General features: G+C 66.1%; 11 protein-coding genes. 6 read left to right on the top strand and 5 right to left on the bottom strand.

Going from position 1 to position 15,838, the window contains the following annotated elements; genetic code table 11:
* Window positions 1-41 precede the first annotated feature (41 nt).
* Genes HHL15_RS21720 through HHL15_RS21730 form a run of 3 tightly spaced genes read right to left on the bottom strand, consistent with a single transcriptional unit; the run spans window position 42 to window position 5,068 of the window.
* Window positions 42-545: an acetone carboxylase subunit gamma gene (locus HHL15_RS21720; RefSeq protein WP_169147910.1), complete on the bottom strand. Its 504-nt coding sequence runs from the start codon at window positions 543-545 to the stop codon at window positions 42-44.
* 39 nt (window positions 546-584) lie between these two features.
* Window positions 585-2,909 (bottom strand): hydantoinase B/oxoprolinase family protein, encoded by a 2,325-nt coding sequence (locus HHL15_RS21725; RefSeq protein WP_169147911.1) that lies wholly within the window; start codon window positions 2,907-2,909, stop codon window positions 585-587.
* 11 nt (window positions 2,910-2,920) lie between these two features.
* Window positions 2,921-5,068, bottom strand: coding sequence for a hydantoinase/oxoprolinase family protein (locus tag HHL15_RS21730; RefSeq protein WP_169147912.1), 2,148 nt, complete (start codon window positions 5,066-5,068; stop codon window positions 2,921-2,923).
* Window positions 5,069-5,414: 346 nt separating this feature from the next.
* Here HHL15_RS21730 and HHL15_RS21735 point away from each other — a divergent pair, with 346 nt between their 5' ends.
* Entirely contained in the window at window positions 5,415-7,430 is a 2,016-nt protein-coding gene (locus HHL15_RS21735; RefSeq protein WP_169147913.1) for a sigma-54-dependent Fis family transcriptional regulator, read from the top strand.
* Between the two features lie 62 nt (window positions 7,431-7,492).
* Here the strand turns inward: HHL15_RS21735 and HHL15_RS21740 are convergent, their stop codons facing one another.
* Window positions 7,493-8,212 (bottom strand): pirin family protein, encoded by a 720-nt coding sequence (locus HHL15_RS21740; RefSeq protein WP_169147914.1) that lies wholly within the window; start codon window positions 8,210-8,212, stop codon window positions 7,493-7,495.
* Window positions 8,213-8,480: 268 nt separating this feature from the next.
* Window positions 8,481-10,607 (bottom strand): TonB-dependent receptor family protein, encoded by a 2,127-nt coding sequence (locus HHL15_RS21745; protein WP_169147915.1) that lies wholly within the window; start codon window positions 10,605-10,607, stop codon window positions 8,481-8,483.
* An 83-nt stretch (window positions 10,608-10,690) separates the two neighbouring features.
* On the opposite strand from HHL15_RS21745, the gene HHL15_RS21750 reads away from it, so the two are divergent.
* The 5 genes from HHL15_RS21750 to HHL15_RS21770 all read left to right on the top strand — a co-directional run bounded on the left by HHL15_RS21750 (window position 10,691) and on the right by HHL15_RS21770 (window position 15,720).
* On the top strand, window positions 10,691-12,790 hold the full coding sequence (locus tag HHL15_RS21750; protein WP_169147916.1) for an ABC transporter substrate-binding protein: 2,100 nt from the start codon (window positions 10,691-10,693) through the stop codon (window positions 12,788-12,790).
* A gap of 112 nt (window positions 12,791-12,902) precedes the next feature.
* Complete coding sequence (locus HHL15_RS21755) at window positions 12,903-13,493, top strand: OmpA family protein (protein ID WP_169147917.1); 591 nt, start codon at window positions 12,903-12,905, stop codon at window positions 13,491-13,493.
* Entirely contained in the window at window positions 13,490-14,395 is a 906-nt protein-coding gene (locus HHL15_RS21760; protein ID WP_169147918.1) for a patatin-like phospholipase family protein, read from the top strand. The genes HHL15_RS21755 and HHL15_RS21760 overlap by 4 nt, the downstream gene beginning before the upstream one ends.
* Before the next feature lie 168 nt (window positions 14,396-14,563).
* The gene (locus tag HHL15_RS21765; RefSeq protein ID WP_169147919.1) at window positions 14,564-15,091 is read left to right on the top strand and encodes a DUF6306 domain-containing protein; all 528 of its coding nucleotides are present in this window, start codon (window positions 14,564-14,566) and stop codon (window positions 15,089-15,091) included.
* A 233-nt stretch (window positions 15,092-15,324) separates the two neighbouring features.
* Complete coding sequence (locus tag HHL15_RS21770; RefSeq protein ID WP_169147920.1) at window positions 15,325-15,720, top strand: RNA recognition motif domain-containing protein; 396 nt, start codon at window positions 15,325-15,327, stop codon at window positions 15,718-15,720.
* Window positions 15,721-15,838 lie beyond the last annotated feature (118 nt).

Raw genomic sequence — 15,838 nt, forward strand, 5'->3', positions numbered from 1 at the left:
GGGAGATCCGGCCGCCGCCCCGGTCCAGGCCTCAGGGGGCCTTAATCAGCGCGTTCGGGTACGGGCAGATGCACCCATTCCTTGTAGAAGGCTTCGATGTCCGGCTCGAAGTCATGGATCACCGGATACCACGGGGTCGGTGCCTCGACGTCGTGCAGGGTGCCGCAGGTGGGGCAGTAGTACTCCCGGTAGACCTGCCACTGGGTGTCCGGCGCCATCAGCTTGGGATAGACCTCGGTCATCGCCTCTTCGGTGTCGCGCACGTAGATCGAGGCGTGCAGCTTCCAGTTCTCCTTGTAGTCGCAGAACTCGTGGCCGCAGTCGCACTTGATGATCCACTGCTTGGTGGTGGCCGACTGCACGATGTACATGTGCGGGGCCAGGGGCAGGACGATGCGGTCCTTGAAGCCGACCTTGGCCTGCAGCGCGGCGACGTATTGCTCGAAGCGGCTGTTGTCCTTGGGCATGGACAGCATGCGGAAGGTGGTCTCCCAGTCCAGCGTGCCTTCGACCAGATGGCTGACCTGTTCATTCGTGTATGACATTGCGTGCTCCTTGATTCGGGGTGTCGATGGGGCGGGAGGTCACTCTTCGACCTGGACGACGGTGGTGACGTCGGGCATCAGCGAGAGGTCCATGCGGTGCTTGGAGCCGTAGGTCGGCACGCCCAGCTCTTCTTCCAGCACCTGCCAGTCGGCCGGCAGGTTCCAGAAGTCCTTGAACTGCTTGGTGAACTTCTCGGACAGGGCGAAGCTGGTGGCGAACATGTGCTGCACTTGCACGGCGGCGTGCTTGTTGAGGATGCGTTCGCGCTCTTCCTTCATCCATTCGCGGGTCGGCAGGGCGCGGGCCAGGCGTTCCTTGCGGATCTCGGCACGGCGGGCCTGGGTGCGGGCCGGATCGACCGTGAACACACCCTTGGCGTCCTGGGTGAACACCGCGCCATAGACCTTCTGCGCGTACTCCGGCAGCAGGAACTTCTGGTTGAGGTCGTTCTCGATGGCCTTGACCTCGCGGTCGATGGGGTCGCCGAAGCCGGGGCCGCCGCGCAGGTAGTTGAGGTAGAGGTCGTGGTTGTCGTAGCAGTCTTCGGTGGTGATGCACTGCTTGTCGCGCTTGACCACGGCGGTGGCGTCCAGGTGGCGCTCGTAGTCGGGGCGGGACGGGTCGAGGTCGCCGCCGAGGGGCAGGGAGTCACCGATGGCGATGCGCTCCTTGAGGCCGGTCTTGTGGGCTTCGAAGCGGTAGCCGGTGGCCGAGGGGTAGCCGCCCATCATGCCCCAGTCGCTGTTCATGAAGCCGTTGCCCATGAAGAACATGGTCCAGTCCTGGGCGTTCCACACCATGCGCAGGGTCTCGAAGCCGCAGCCGCCGCGGTACTTGCCATAGCCGCCGGAGTTGGCCTTGACGTTGCGGCCGAGGTAGAGAAGCGGCTCGGCCATTTCCCAGATCTCGATGTCACCCATGTCGCCTTCCGGGTTCCAGATCGCGGCGGCGTGGTTGAGGCCGTCCTTGACGGCGCAGGCACCGGTGCCGCAGGAGCTGGCCTCGAAGCTGTTCACCGCGTGGATTTCGCCGTCCTGGTTGATGCCCCCGCCTTGCAGCCAGTTGGAGGTGTTGGCGTTGCCGGCGTTGACCTCCTCCAGGTAGCCGCGGCTGAAGTAGGACTGGGACAGGCCGCGCCACAGGGCGGCCCAGCCGGAGACCAGGAAGTGCCAGGCGTAGGCGTGGCCGGTGCGGCGGTCGTCCGGGTTGCACCAGGTGCCCTTGGGCAGGCGGAACTCGGTGGCGTAGTAGGCGCCGTCGTTGATGCGCTGGGTGGGCACCAGGGTCTGGCACATCATCACCCAGATGCCCGAGGTGAAGGCCACCTGGTGGGCGTTGAAGGTGTGCCAGCCCCAGCGGCTGGCGCCCTCGAAGTCGAGCCGCCACTTGCCGTCGGGCTTGATGGTCATCTCGCAGGGCGAGTGCATGATCGAGTCGAGCTTGGCGAAGGCGTTGGAGACCTGCACGTCGTCGTGCTTGTAGGGCACATCGACGAAGGACACCTTGCGGTACTTGCCGGGCAGGGTCATGGCCTTGATGCGGCTCATCAGGCCGCGGCGGCCTTCCTCGATGACCTCGTGGGAGAACTTCATGTAGGCGTCGAGGCCGTCGGCACGGATCACGTCCTCGACCAGCTCGCGGATCATGTGGCAGCCGGCGATGCGGGTCTTCTCGTCGAGGATCCAGTACTTGGGGGTGCGTACCGAGCGTTGGGATTCGTGCAGCCAGTCGCGCAGGGGCTCGTCGTTCACGCCGGTCTTGCGGCAGGTGATCATGTAGCCGTCACCGAAGCGCTGGGTCTGGCCGGTGGACATGGAGCCCGGGGTCACCGAGCCGGTGTCGATGACGTGGGTGACGCCGCCGACCCAGCCGATCAGCTTGCCTTCCCAGAAGATCGGCACGATGGTGGCGATGTCGCAGGGGTGGACGTTGCCGATGGCGCAGTCGTTGGTGGTGAACATGTCACCGGGGTTGATCGTCGGGTTGGCCTCCCAGTTGTTCTCGATCATGTACTTGATCGCCGCGCCCATGGTGCCGACGTGGATGATGATGCCGGTGGAGGTCAGGACGCAGTCGCCGGCGGCGTTGTAGAGGGTGAAGCAGAGCTCGCCTTCCTGCTCGACGATGGGGCTGGCGGCGATCTTCTTGGCGGTTTCGCGGGCGTGCACCAGGCCGCCGCGCAGCTTGGAGAACAGCTTCTCGTAGCCGATCGGGTCGCTGTCGCGCAGTTCCAGCTTCTCCAGCCCGTTGTAGTAGCCGCTGCTCTGGGTGCGTTCGATGATGGCGTCGCGGTGCTGCTTGAGGGTCAGGCCGCTGGCCAGCAGATTGCCGATGCCGAATTCCTTGTTGCTCATCATGTTCATGATTGGTCTCCTCACTTCACTTCTTTGAGATGGAACAGGCGGTGCTTGTCGATGGTGGTTTCAAAGCCATCGGGCACGACGAAGGTGGTGGCATCGGATTCGATGATGGCGGGGCCGGTGATGTGGTTGCCGGCCTTCAGTGACTCCATCTTCCACAGGGCGGCCTCGACCCATTTCTTGTGGCGGTAGAAGGGGCGGGTGCCGAGGAAGGCCTCCTGCGGTGGCGTCGGGCCGGCGTCCGGGTCCTCGGGCAGCACCGGCTTCTGGGTCACGACCATGCCGCGCAGGATGGCGCCGGTGATCGAGAAGCCCAGCTCCGGCGAGCGGGCCGAGCTGGCATAGACGCGGCCGTAGGTGGTCTCGAAGCTGTCGACGATCTTGTCCCAGTCGGCGGCCGTACCGGCGCTGCTTACCGGCGAGACGATCTCCAGGTCGTTGAGCTGGCCCATGTACTGCATCTTGTAGCCGGGGATCAGCAGCACGTCCTCGGCCTTGAAGCCGTTATTGACGAACTCGTCGATGACCTTGACCGCCAGTTCCTCCCAGGCTGCCTGCAGGGTGGTGCAGGCCGCGGCCTTCTGCGCGTCGGGGGCGAACTGGGCGACGCCCAGGTCCACCGACTTGTCGTAGCGGTATTCGAAATCGGCGCAGGCGCAGCCGAAGGCCGAGAAGCCGGCGGCCCAGGCGGGCACCACCACGTCCTTGAAGCCGACGCCTTCGGTGTAGCCGTAGGTGTGCACCGGGCCGGCGCCGCCGTAGGAGAAGCAGGTGAACTCGGCGGGGTTGTAGCCCTTGGCGCTGATGTTGGCGCGCAGGTACTCGGACAGGGTCAGGTCGAGCAGCTCGATGACACCGGCAGCGGCGTCCTCGACCGACAGGCCGAGCGGGTCGGCGATCTGCGCCTTGATGTGGTCGCGGGCGCGCTGCACGTCCAGCTTGATGGCGCCGCCCAGGAAGTTGTCCGGGTTGAGGTAGCCCAGCACCACGTGGCAGTCGGACACCGACACCGTGTCCAGCCCGCTCTCCGGCCAGCAGGTGCCGACCCGGTAGCCGGCGGAGTCGGGGCCGAGCTTGATCGACTTGCTGTAGGGGTCGAGGCGCACGAAGCTGCCGGCGCCGGCACCCACCGAGTCCATCGCCACCAGGGGCAGGGACAGCACCAAGCGGGCCATGTCGGGGTCGGACTTGATGGCGAAGCTGCCTTTGGTGATCAGCGCCACGTCGAAGCTGGTGCCGCCGATGTCCGAGCAGGCGATGTTCTCGTCGCCCAGGTATTCGCCGAGCAGCCGGGAGCCGATGACCCCGCCGATGGGGCCGGAGACGATGGTGCGGGCCAGCTCCTTGGCCTTCCAGCTGATGGTGCCGCCGTGGGTGGCCATGACCCGCAGGTCGAACTTGGCGCCGTGCTTCTTGAAGCGGTCGCTGACCTTCTTCAGGGTCTGGCGCGAGGGCTCGGCGCCGTAGGCCTCAAGGATGGTGGTGTTCATCCGGTGGCTTTCCTTGCGCGACGGGTAGTAGTCCACCGAGGCGAACACCGGGATGTCGGACTTCAGCCGCTTCAGTTCCTCCCGCACGATGTCCCGGGCGCGCTGTTCGCTGATCTCGTTCTTGTGGGACTGCAGCAGGCAGATGACGATGGCCTGGGAACCGGCCTCGACCAGCTCGCGGGTGGCCTGGCGCACCTCGTCCTCACGCAGGGGAATGACGATCCGGCCCTGCACGTCGGTGCGTTCGGTGACGCCGCGGGTGCGCGACACCGGCACCAGCGGCTCGTCGTAGCGGTGGGTGTTGAGGTGGATGCGGTCTTCCAGGGCGTAGCCCAGGTAGCTCTGCAGGGCGCGGCCCATGGAGTGGATCTGCTCGAAGCCGCGGTTGCAGATCAGGCCGACGTCGAGGCCCTTGCGCATCAGGATGCGGTTGAGCATGGCGGTGCCGGAATAGACGCAGGTGACCAGTTCCGGATAGACGTCGTCCACCTCGCGGCCCCAGTGCGCCAGGGCATCGACCGACGAGTTGTAGATGGCCAGGGATTCGTCGCCGGGATTGCTCTGTGCCTTGCCGACCACGAAGCGCCCATCGGCGCGGACGAAGAAGGTGTCGGTCATCGTGCCGCCGGCATCGATGCCCATCACCTGTACGCTTGACTGCTGGACTTGCATGTCTTGTCTCCTGTCATTGGTGTGTGTGGTGAGAAGCCCCACGACAGTCCAATGGCAAGCGCCGGGCCAGGTCCCGGAAATCCATCTGTTCTTGTGGCGAATCAGCAGCTTGCGATCAGGGCATGCAGAAAACGGGGTGTCCGGCGGCGGGGGCGGGATTGTCCGGAAGATCGACACCAGGCGGGGTGTGTCCGGAATCCGGACACTTTCTGCAGGCTATGTTGCTTTGCACAACGCATTGATATAAAAGACTTTATTTGACTTGTGGCGGTCTTCTGGCTACGGTTACGCGTATGTTAAAAAGCCTGGTCCCGGCAGGGTTTTCGGAGTCCGAAGCGAGCGGAATGTGACGCCTTCCAGCAATCCCTTGATTCCCCGCATTGGCGACGAGAAAGCCGTCGCCACGACATGGGAGCGTTTTCTTGCCGATCGTCCGGTGAGCGGTGGCGGCGTGCGCGACGTGGTGCTCGACTCGTGGCGGCGCAGCCGCCAGGGGGCCGTGGACCCTGCCTTGCCCTGTGCACCGGCCGCCGACCCGCGCAAGGTCGAGCAACTGCGGCAGGGGTCCGGCGACCTGTATGTCGCCGCCCGGCCGGTGCTCGAATCCCTGCGCGACATCCTGTGCGCGTCGGGCACCCTGATCATGCTCAGCGACCAGAGTGGCACCATCCTCGACCTCAATGGCGAATCCCGGGCCCGCGATGCCGGCGAACAGATCAACCTGGCCGCAGGCGGGCGCTGGAGCGAGGAGCTGATCGGCACCAACGCGATCGGCACCGCCATCGCCACCCAGCTCCCGGTGCAGATCTACGCCAGCGAGCACTACTGCATCGACGTCAAGCACTGGACCTGCGCGGCGGCACCCATCCTCGACCCGATGGGGCGGACCCTGCTGGGGGTGGTTGATGTGTCCGGGGTGAAGGAGACCTTCCATGGTCACACCCTGGGCCTGGTCATCGCCGCCGCCAAGCAGATCGAGGCCGTGCTGGCACGCCGCGATTACGAGCGGCATGGCCGCCTGCTGGCCCACACGGCGGACAGCTTCACCCGTTATGCCAACGACTGCGTGGTGCTCTTCGACCACCTTGGCCGTGTCGTGAAGACCGGCGGCAGCGTCCAGCTTGCCCGCGAGGCCTTCGGCGTCCGCCTGCCTTTTGAGGTCGGCGGCAGGGTGGCGGCCCTGGACATCAGCCTGCCGGCCGACGAGCGGCAACGCCAGACGCCGGCCTGGCTGCGCGGCGAATGGCTGCATCCGGTGGACACCCGCGAGGGCGTTCTCGGCAGCCTGCTGGTCATCCCGGTGGGCGCGCGGGCCCGGCCGACGACCCATCTGCCGTCGCGCGGCGAGGCACCGGGCGCGTGCCCAGGCGTCGATCATTTTGCAGACATCATCGGCACCAGCCAGGCCATCACGGTGGCCAAGGCCAGGGCGCGGCGGGTGGCGCCCCTCGACCTGCCGGTGCTGCTGCTTGGCGAAACCGGCGCCGGCAAGGAGATCTTCGCGCGGGCCATCCACAAGGCCAGTGCCAGGCCCAACGGCCCCTTCGTGGCCGTCAATTGCGGCGCGCTGACCCGCGAGCTGCTGGCCAGTGAGCTCTTCGGCTACAGCGAAGGGGCCTTCACCGGGGCCCGTCGCGGCGGCTTGCCCGGCAAGTTCGAGCAGGCCGATGGCGGCACGCTGTTCCTCGACGAGATCGGCGAGATGCCCCTCGACATGCAGCCGCATCTGCTGCGGGTCCTGCAGGATGGTGTGGTGGTGCGGCTGGGCGACACGCGGGAGCGCAAGGTGGCGGTGCGCATCATCGCGGCCACCAACCGCGACCTGCAGGCCGATGCCGGCGCGGGGCGCTTCCGCGAGGATCTCTTCCATCGCCTGTGCGTGGTCAGCCTGAGCCTGCCCGCCCTGCGCGAGCGGCCGGACGATATCGAGGCCATCCTCGACTGCCTCAACCAGCGTTTTGCCCGGAAGTACGGCTGCCCGAGCAAGACGCTCGACGCGCCGGTTCGCGACCAGCTCCTGCGTTACCGCTGGCCGGGCAACATCCGTGAGCTGCAGAACGTTTTCGAGGCGATGTTCGCGCTGAGCGACGGAGACCGCATCGACAGTTCGCTGTTGCCGCCGCATATCGCAGCCCTGCCCGAGCATCTGGCGATGCCCGAGTTGGTGAGCCGGCCGCAGCTTGCGTCCGGCCGGCTCGAAGAAATGGAGCGGGCCGCCATCGACGCGGCGGTCGCCGGCGCGGGGGGGAACCTGTCCCTGGCGGCGCGCAACCTGGGCATCTCGCGCAGCACCTTGTACGTGAAGCTGGCGGCCATCCGCAGCAGATCGCAAGCGGCGGGGCCCGAACGGGGACTTCAGTAGGCGGCCGTCTGGCCGGGTGGGGCGACACCCCCTGCGGGATGTCGCCCCTTGCCCTGCGCCGTTCAGTCGCCCGGCAGTTCGACCGGCCGCAGGTCGAACAGCAGCACTTCGGCCTGCTGCCCACCCGAGAACTCGATCTCCTGCACATTCCGAAGCCGCGCGCCGTCGCCGGCAGTCATGGGCTGGCCATTGACCTGGAGCGAGCCCCGGGCGACATGCACATAGGCATGACGTCCGGCGGGCAGCGTGATGCGCTGCTGTTCGTCGCCATCGAACAGCCCCGCGTAGACACGGGCATCCTGGTACACCGACAGCGAGCCGTCGGCGCCGTCGGGCGAGATGATCAGGCGCATGCGTCCGCGCTTGTCGGCCTCGCCGAAGTGCTGCTGCTGATAGCGCGGTGCCACGCCGACCCGGTTGGGCACGATCCAGATCTGCAGGAAGTGCACCGGGGCCGCCTGGGAGCCGTTGTACTCGCTGTGCAGGATGCCGGAGCCGGCACTCATCATCTGTACGTCACCCGGGCGGATCACCGAGCCGGTACCCATCGAGTCCTTGTGTTCGAGGGCGCCGTCCAGCACATAGGAGAAGATCTCCATGTCCCGGTGCGGGTGGGTGCCAAAGCCCTTGCCTGCGCTGACGCGGTCGTCGTTGATCACCAGCAGGTCGGAGAAGCCGACTTGCTCTGGATCGTAGTAATGGCCGAAGGAAAAGCTGTGCCGCGACTGCAGCCAGCCAAAGTTCGCGGTGCCTCGTGCGGCGGCGGGTCTCAGTTCCAGCATGGCGATGCGTCCTTTCCTGTTTGGGTGAAGGCGCTGCAGCGTTATGTCCGCAGTGCCCATGTGCAGACTTTAGTCCTGCCGGATGATCCGAAATAGTGGCAAGTCGGCAAACCAGTGTTGCGATATGGGCAACAATGAGTGGGGCCTGCAGCCTCCGCTGCCATGGGCACAGACCTACCGGGCGTACTGCAGATGCAACAACGCCCCGGCCTGGTAGGGGCGCAGGGCGCTGGGTATGGCTGCGCCGCCGGGAGCGGGCGGCCGGGACTTACCAGGTGTAGCGGGCGTTGACTCCGACCATGCCGTTGCGACCGGGGGCGCCTTCGTAATAGCGGCCATTGGTGTCGCCGACCACCACCGAACCCACGTACTGCCGGTCGAACAGGTTGTCGAGGCGGGCAAACTCGGTGAAGCGCCACGGCCCGACGCGCTGCTCGGCGGTGACCCGCAGGTTGGCAATGGCGTAGGACGGTGCAGGGGTCTGGGTATTGGTGTCCTCGACGTACACCTTGCTGCGGTACACCCCTTCCACGGCGGTGCTGAGGCCGGGCCTGATCTTCCAGGCCAGGTCGCCGAACACGGTGCTGCGGGGGATGCCGGGCATCAGGTTGCCGGCGGCCACCAGGGTGTTGGCGCTGCCGGTGCGGAAACCTTCGTCGTAGATGGCGCGCAGGTAGGAGGCGGCGAAGCGGCTGGTGAGGTCCTTGCGCCAGGCCGTGTCGAAGGACAGCTCGACGCCCTGGCGCTGGGTCTTGCCGGCATTCTTGTAGCTGGTGCGGCCGCCGATGGCGGTATCCACCACCAGCTCGTCGTCGGTGGTGATCTGGAAGACGGCCAGGTTCACACGGCTGGCGTCGCCGACAAAGGCCTTGGCGCCCACTTCCAGGTGCTTGCTGCGGGAGGGATTGAGGCCGAAATTGAAGCTGCCGCCGCTGCCCGAGTAGAACATCTCGTTGAGGGTCGGGGTCTCGAAGCCCCGGGCCGCGCTGGCGTAGAGGTTGACCGCCGGGTTGAGCTTGTAGACGACGCCCAGCACAGGGGTGGTCTTGCTGTAGTCGCGGCGGCCGCTGTCGTTGCCGTTCACGCCGACGACGTACTGGTCATCCACCTTGAACTTGACCTGGCTGTGGCGCAGGCCTGCGGTGACGGCCCAGTTGCCGCTGGCCCATTCGCTTTGTACGTAGGGGTCGAGGCTCTCGACGGTGTCGGTTTCCTTGCGGCGCAGCCTGCCCTTGACGCCCAGGGTGGTACCGACAAAGTTCTCGTAGCCGCGGCGTTGGTCGGTGCTGCTGTCGAAGTCGGCGCCGACGGTGGTGGTGAGCTTGCCGCCGGCCACTTCGCGGACGGCGATGTAGCGGGCGCCAAAGCCATAGAAGCTGCGGTCGAAGTCGATGATGCCGCCGGAGTGGCGGACATTGGCTTGCACCGTGCGCGGGATGGACTGGTACTGGATCACGCTGCGCTGGCCCGAGTAGGTGGACAGCTGGAGCAGGTCGCTGCCGAACTTGCGTTCGTAGGCAATGCCGGCCTGCAGGTGGTCGATGCTCTTGCGGGTGTTGTAGTCGATGGCGGCCTGGTCCACGCCGCGGGGGTTGGACTTGTAGCTGTTCCAGGAGAGGCCCAGCGGATCCTGGGTGTTGTGCTGCCACAGGCCGTTCACGACGAAACTCAGCTTGCTCACATCGTCGGGTTTACCGGTGAGCTTGAGGAAGGCCTGGTCGCGGGTGGCGGCGGAGTGGTCGCGGTAGCCGTCGGTGTCGAAGTGCGAGGTGCTGAGCACGTAGCCCAGGCCGCCGGCCTTGCCCTGGGCGCCCAGGTCGGCCTTGGTGGTGCCGTAGCTGCCGACGGCCAGGCCGCCCTCCACGCTGGGGCGGTTTTCCGGCTCGCGGGTGAACAGCTGGATCACGCCGCCGGAGTGGTTGCCATACACGGCGGAGAACGGCCCGCGCAGGACTTCCATGCGCTCGGCTACATCCAGGTTGAAGGTGGCGGCCTGGCCCTGGCCATCCGGCATGCTGGCGGGGATCCCGTCGGTGATCAGCTTGACGCCCCGCACCCCGAAGGCCGAGCGGGCACCAAAACCACGGGTCGAGATCTGCAGATCCTGGGCGTAGTTCTGGCGGTTGTTGGCGACCACGCCGGGGACGGCGAGCAGGGCTTCGGAGGCATTCACCCGCGGCTGGCCGGCCGTGATCTGCTCGCGGTCCAGCACGTCGATGGCGGCCGGCAGGTCAAAACTGGCTGCTTCGGCGCGGCTGCCGGTGATGACCACCGGGTTGAGGGTGAGGCTGGTGTCCGCGGCGCTGGCCGTTCCGGCGAGGGGCGCCAGGGCGGCGAGCAGGGCCAGGCTGAGCGGGGTCGGGGTGAGCGAGGGCTGATTGAGGCGGGGGGGCATGTTGCGTGTCTCCGAAAGCTGTCTTGTCCGGGAGGTGGCCGGAAGCGTCGCCGACAATACCTGCGAAGCCGGACTTTTGCCTCATGAAAATCGTGATTTCGCCAGGCGCGGGTGTCGCAGGCGGCCCGGTATACTTCGCGGGTTACCTGAACGTCGGCGCCTTCATGCTCTCTCTTCACCGGATTTATCCCGGTTCGCTCCTGTTTCGCGGTCTGGCTGGCCTCGTGCTGTTGGTGCAGGCTTCCGTCCTGTGGGCGCAGACGCCGGTGACACTGCAGCTCAAGTGGAGTCATGGCTTCCAGTTTGCGGGTTACTACGCGGCTCAGGAAAAAGGCTATTACCGCGCGGCCGGGCTCGATGTCCGCGTCATTGAGGCAACCCCGAAAACGGATGTGCCGGAGGAGGTGCTCGCCGGACGGGCCGATTTCGGTGTCGGTACGAGCAGCCTGCTGCTCGCTCGCAAGGCCGGACAGCCGGTGGTGGTCCTCGCGGCGATTTTCCAGCATTCCCCGATCGTGCTGCTGACACGCCGGGATTCCGTTGTCCGCAGCCTCCCCGACCTGGTCGGCAAGAATGTGATGATAGAGCGGGGTTCCGATGAGCTCCTGGCCTACCTGCGGCGGGAGCATGTGCCTGTCGATGGCCTGAACCAGGTCGAGCACTCCTTTGACATCAATGACCTGGCGGAGGGGCGCGTTGACGCCATGTCGGCCTATTCGTCAGTGGAGCCGTACCATCTGGAAAGAGTTGGTGTCGCCTACCGCATGTTCACCCCACGCTCTGGTGGCGTGGATTTCTACGGTGACAACCTGTTCACCACCGAGAACCAGCTGCGCCAGCGGCCCGAGCTGGTGCGCGCCTTTCGGGAGGCCAGCCTGAAGGGCTGGCGCTACGCGATGGACCATCCCGAGGAGGTCGCGGCGCTGATCCAGACCCGTTATGCGCCGGATCAGTCGCTGGACTTCCTGTTGTTCGAGGCGCGGGAAATGATCTCCCTGGTTCAGCCGGACCTGGTCGAGATCGGCTACATGAGCCCCGCGCGCTGGCAGCAGATCGCCGATGTCTATGGCGATATGGGCATGTTGCCGCGCCAGTTCGACTTTACGGGCTTCCTGTTCGCTGACGACGGCAAGGCCGATCTGGAGGGCCTGCGCATCTATCTTGGTGCAGCCCTGGCGGCCATCGTGCTGGTGGCGGGTGTGGCCGCCTACATCCACCGGATCAACCGGCGGCTGCTGGTCAGCGTGGCGGAGTCGCGCCGGGCCGCGGAAGACCTGCACGCCAGCGAGCGGAAGTACCGACTGCTGACCGAGAGCATGAAGGATGTGGCCTGGATCGCCGATGCGGATTCCCTGCGCTTCACCTATGTGAGCCCGTCGATCGAATGGCAACGGGGCTATACCCCCAGCGAGCTGGTCGGAACGGCGATCGACCTGACGGTCCAGCCCCAGGAGCGGGCGGCCTTGCGCAATCTCGTGCGCCAGCGCGCGCGGGCCTTCAGGGCGGATCCCGACAATCAGCAGTTCTACACCGATATCTTCGAGCAGCCTTGCAAGGATGGCTCCACGGTGTGGACCGAGGTGGTGTCCACCTACAGCGTCAATCTGCGCAGCGGCGGCCTGGAACTCCAGGGCGTGACCCGGGACATCACCGAGCGGCGTGCCACGCAGGAGCGCATCGCCTACCTTGCAGAACATGACACGCTGACCGGCTTGCCGAACCGGGCGCTGGTCACCGACCGCCTGTCCCAGGCCCTGGCGTCGGCACGCCGGGAGGGCCACGGGGTTGCGCTGCTCTACATCGATCTGGATCGCTTCAAGCCGGTGAATGACACCCATGGCCATGCGGTGGGCGATCTCCTGCTGCGCGAGGCGGCCCAGCGCATGCGGGATTGCGTGCGGGAGTCCGATACGGTGGGGCGCTTCGGGGGAGACGAATTCGTCGTCCTGCTGCCACGGGTCGAGGTGTCGGACGATGCCCTGCGGGTCGCCGAGAAGATCCGCAGTGCCCTGGCCAGCCCCTTCCTGGTGTCCGGCCTGCGCCTCGAGGTCTCTTCGAGCATCGGGGTGGCCCTCTACCCGGAGGATGGCCGCAGCGAGTCCAGCCTGTTGCTGGGGGCCGACCGGGCCATGTACGAGGCCAAGCGCTCAGGTCGTGACCAGGTGAGCCTGTACCGACGCTGAGCTGCTGAACCCTGCCGGCGTGATCCAGTTGGTGGGTTTAACAAGATTTGAAAGACACTCTGCACCGTTCCTGTAGCCTCTGTGAGCGTGTCAATCTGACAGGTTCCTCCTGATGTTCCGTTTCATCACGCGTGTCGTCGCCTACTGTCTGGCGGCCTCTGTGCTTGCGGCCTGCACGACCACGCCGCCTGCGTCCTCCCCCGTTGCGCCCATGCGGCTGCCCGTCAGCCAGCTCGACCGGGGTGTCCTGGTCTGGCTGCCTGAAGACATCCTTTTCGATTTCGGCAGGGCCGAGCTCAATCCGGTGCTCGCCAGTCCCTACATGGACCGCATTGCCTGGTTGCTCAACGAAAGGACGGTCAAGTCCGTCTCCCTCGAAGGCCACACCGATTCTGTAGGGTCGGAGAATGGCAACCGCGTGCTTTCCGTCAATCGTGCCATCGCCGTCAGGCAGGCGCTGGTTGCGCGCGGAGTCCCCGAATCCCGCCTGGCCGTGCTCGGGCATGGCTTCTCCCGGCCGATCGCACCGAATGACTCCGAGGCAGGCCGCCGCGTAAACCGGCGGGTCGAAATCGTCATTCTTGGCGAGGAGGTCGACAAGCTCACCCGCGGTGATGCCGACGGCGCCTTCGAGGCGGCCTTCAGCAAGCTCAAGGCCGAGCTGAATGCCCGTTTCCTGGCGCGCGAAAGAACGTCTCGATGAATACACCGAATACCCGTCGGCGGCTTGTCCTGCGCAGTGCGCTGGCTGGGCTGGCAGTGCCGGCTGCTGCGGCCTTTGCCGCCGACCGGCCAGCGGAGAGCGGTCGGGGCGCGCGCCCCAGACTTGCTGTCGTGCTGGGGGGAGGCTCGGCCCGGGGCTTCGCGCATATCGGCGTGGTCAAGGCCTTCGAGGCCCGTGGCATCCAGCCGGACCTTATCGTCGGATGCAGTGCAGGCAGCCTGGTAGGCGCTTTCTGGGCGGCCGGTGTTTCCGGAGATCGCATGGAGGAGCTGGCCCTGCGGGTCCGGGATACGGAGGTCATCGACCTGGTGCAGGGCAATGCACCCCGCGGCATGGTGACCGGACAGGCCCTGCAGAACTTTGTCAGCCAGTCTCTCAAGGGGCGTCCCATCGAATCCTTCCCGACCCGCTTCGCTGCGGTGGCCACCCGCTATCCCCAGGGCGACCTGGCGGTGTTGCGTAGTGGCGACCCGGGCTTCGCGGTGCGGGCGTCCTGCAGCATTCCGGGGGTGTTCGTGCCGGCGGAGCAGGGCGGGCAGGAATATCTCGACGGCGGCCTGATCAGCCCGGTGCCGGTGAGAACCGCGCGGCAACTCGGTGCGGATCTGGTGGTGGCCGTTGATGTGGGGGGCGCAGATCAGGGCAGTGAGCCGCAGAGTGGGCTCTTCGAGCTGCTGCAGCGTTCCTTCGAGATCATGAGCCACTCCCTGCGCAACAACGAGATCGCTGGGGCGGACCTTGTCATCCGGCCCGATGTAGGGCGGATCCGCAGCACCGACTTCAGCTCCCGTAAAGTCTTCATTGCCGCGGGCTTCCTGGCCGGGCATCGACTCGGGCCGGTGATTCGCGAGCGGCTGAACAGCGCGCGCAGGCCCGGATAGAGGGCGTCCTATCACAGGTCAAGGACCCGTTCTGGGCGGAGCGCGTAGGCTTGCAATGCGAGTTTGAGCATTACGGAGGTCCGCCATGCGGGATCGATGTCTCACCATTTCCTTTGTGGCTTTCCGCCTCGCCATCCGCTGCGGGAGCCTTGTTCATCAGGAGTCTTCATGAGTCGCCCGCGCCCTGAATCTGCCCCCGGACTGGAAGGGCCCGGGTCGCCGCCCTGCATGGCAGACGAGTTTCCCGGCCACTTCGGCGAAGGCCCTGGAGAGGGGCCGGTTCTCGCCCCCGAGATCGAGACTGCGCTGAACGCCTTGCTCGAAGCCGAGCGGGCCGGCGCCAAGGTCCTGGCCGTGCTGCGCGACGGACTTGATCCCCGCTCCCCGGTGCGGGAGTTGCTGGCCCGCCTGCAGCAGGACGAGGGCGCCAATGCCGTGCTGCTCTACAAGACGATCCGACGTCTGGGGGGCGGGCCTTCCCACGAGACGGGCGCCTTCGTCGGCAGGACGCTGGCCATTGACGGGTTGGTGCCGCGCCTGGAGTTCCTCAACCGCGGGCAGATGTGGGTGGTGAAGCGGATCGCCGAGCTGCTTCCGCGAGTCGAGGATCCGGTCGCCCGTGAGATGCTGGAGACCATGCGGGTCTCGCATCTGGACAATATTGCTGCCTGCGAGACCCTGTTGAAGGGTATGTAAGCACCTCCGTCGGTGAGCCCCGGGATGGGGCGTGGGTATTCAATTGCGCATCCCCGTGGTGCGCCGCCCGGCAGCTTGGCCGGGCGTCTCCGGGGTGTCTGCCACTGGCTTCCCCGTGGCGGGTAATACGCTTGCCGAATCAATACGAAAGTATTCGACGCGCGTCAGATGCCTTGCTATTGTGTCTATGCGCGGACCGCCTCAAGGCCGCCTTTCTGAATGGAGCGCGTCAATTGGGTACTAAGCTATACGTGGGCAATCTGTCCTACAGCGTGGATAAGAGTCGTCTGGAAGAGATCTTTGGCGAGTTCGGAACTGTGACTTCCGCCCAGGTGATCATGGATCGTGAAACAGGCCGCTCCAAGGGTTTTGGCTTCGTCGAAATGTCTTCCGACCAGGAAGCTCAGGCGGCGATTTCCGCCCTCAATGGCAAGGGTTGCGACGGTCGCAACCTGACGGTCAATGAGGCCCGTCCGCAAGAGCCGCGCAGTGGCGGCTTTGGTGGCGGCGGCGGCGGTGGTCGTCGTGGCCCTGGCGGCGGCGGTGGTTTCGGCGGCGGCGGCGGTGGCGGTGGTCGTCGTGGTCCCGGCGGCGGTGGCGGATTCGGCGGCGGCGGTGGCCGTTACTGACCGTCGCGACTGACACCGGTTGATCCTCCCGGATCGATCCCGGTCAGTCCTGATCTGACTGATCCTGACTCCCGGCGCGACCCTGTCGAGCCCTGAAGTCAGGTCTTTCTTTCATCCT

Origin of the sequence: Zoogloea dura (assembly GCF_012927165.1) — a bacterium.
GTDB lineage: Bacteria > Pseudomonadota > Gammaproteobacteria > Burkholderiales > Rhodocyclaceae > Zoogloea > Zoogloea dura.

Bases quoted from the DNA above. Each gene is read 5' to 3' on its own strand.
- HHL15_RS21720 (WP_169147910.1), bottom strand. From the start codon at position 545: ATGTCATACACGAATGAACAGGTCAGCCATCTGGTCGAAGGCACGCTG.
- HHL15_RS21725 (WP_169147911.1), bottom strand. From the start codon at position 2,909: ATGAACATGATGAGCAACAAGGAATTCGGCATCGGCAATCTGCTGGCC.
- HHL15_RS21730 (WP_169147912.1), bottom strand. From the start codon at position 5,068: ATGCAAGTCCAGCAGTCAAGCGTACAGGTGATGGGCATCGATGCCGGC.
- HHL15_RS21740 (WP_169147914.1), bottom strand. From the start codon at position 8,212: ATGCTGGAACTGAGACCCGCCGCCGCACGAGGCACCGCGAACTTTGGC.
- HHL15_RS21745 (WP_169147915.1), bottom strand. From the start codon at position 10,607: ATGCCCCCCCGCCTCAATCAGCCCTCGCTCACCCCGACCCCGCTCAGC.
- HHL15_RS21750 (WP_169147916.1), top strand. From the start codon at position 10,691: ATGAAAATCGTGATTTCGCCAGGCGCGGGTGTCGCAGGCGGCCCGGTA.
- HHL15_RS21755 (WP_169147917.1), top strand. From the start codon at position 12,903: ATGTTCCGTTTCATCACGCGTGTCGTCGCCTACTGTCTGGCGGCCTCT.
- HHL15_RS21760 (WP_169147918.1), top strand. From the start codon at position 13,490: ATGAATACACCGAATACCCGTCGGCGGCTTGTCCTGCGCAGTGCGCTG.
- HHL15_RS21765 (WP_169147919.1), top strand. From the start codon at position 14,564: ATGAGTCGCCCGCGCCCTGAATCTGCCCCCGGACTGGAAGGGCCCGGG.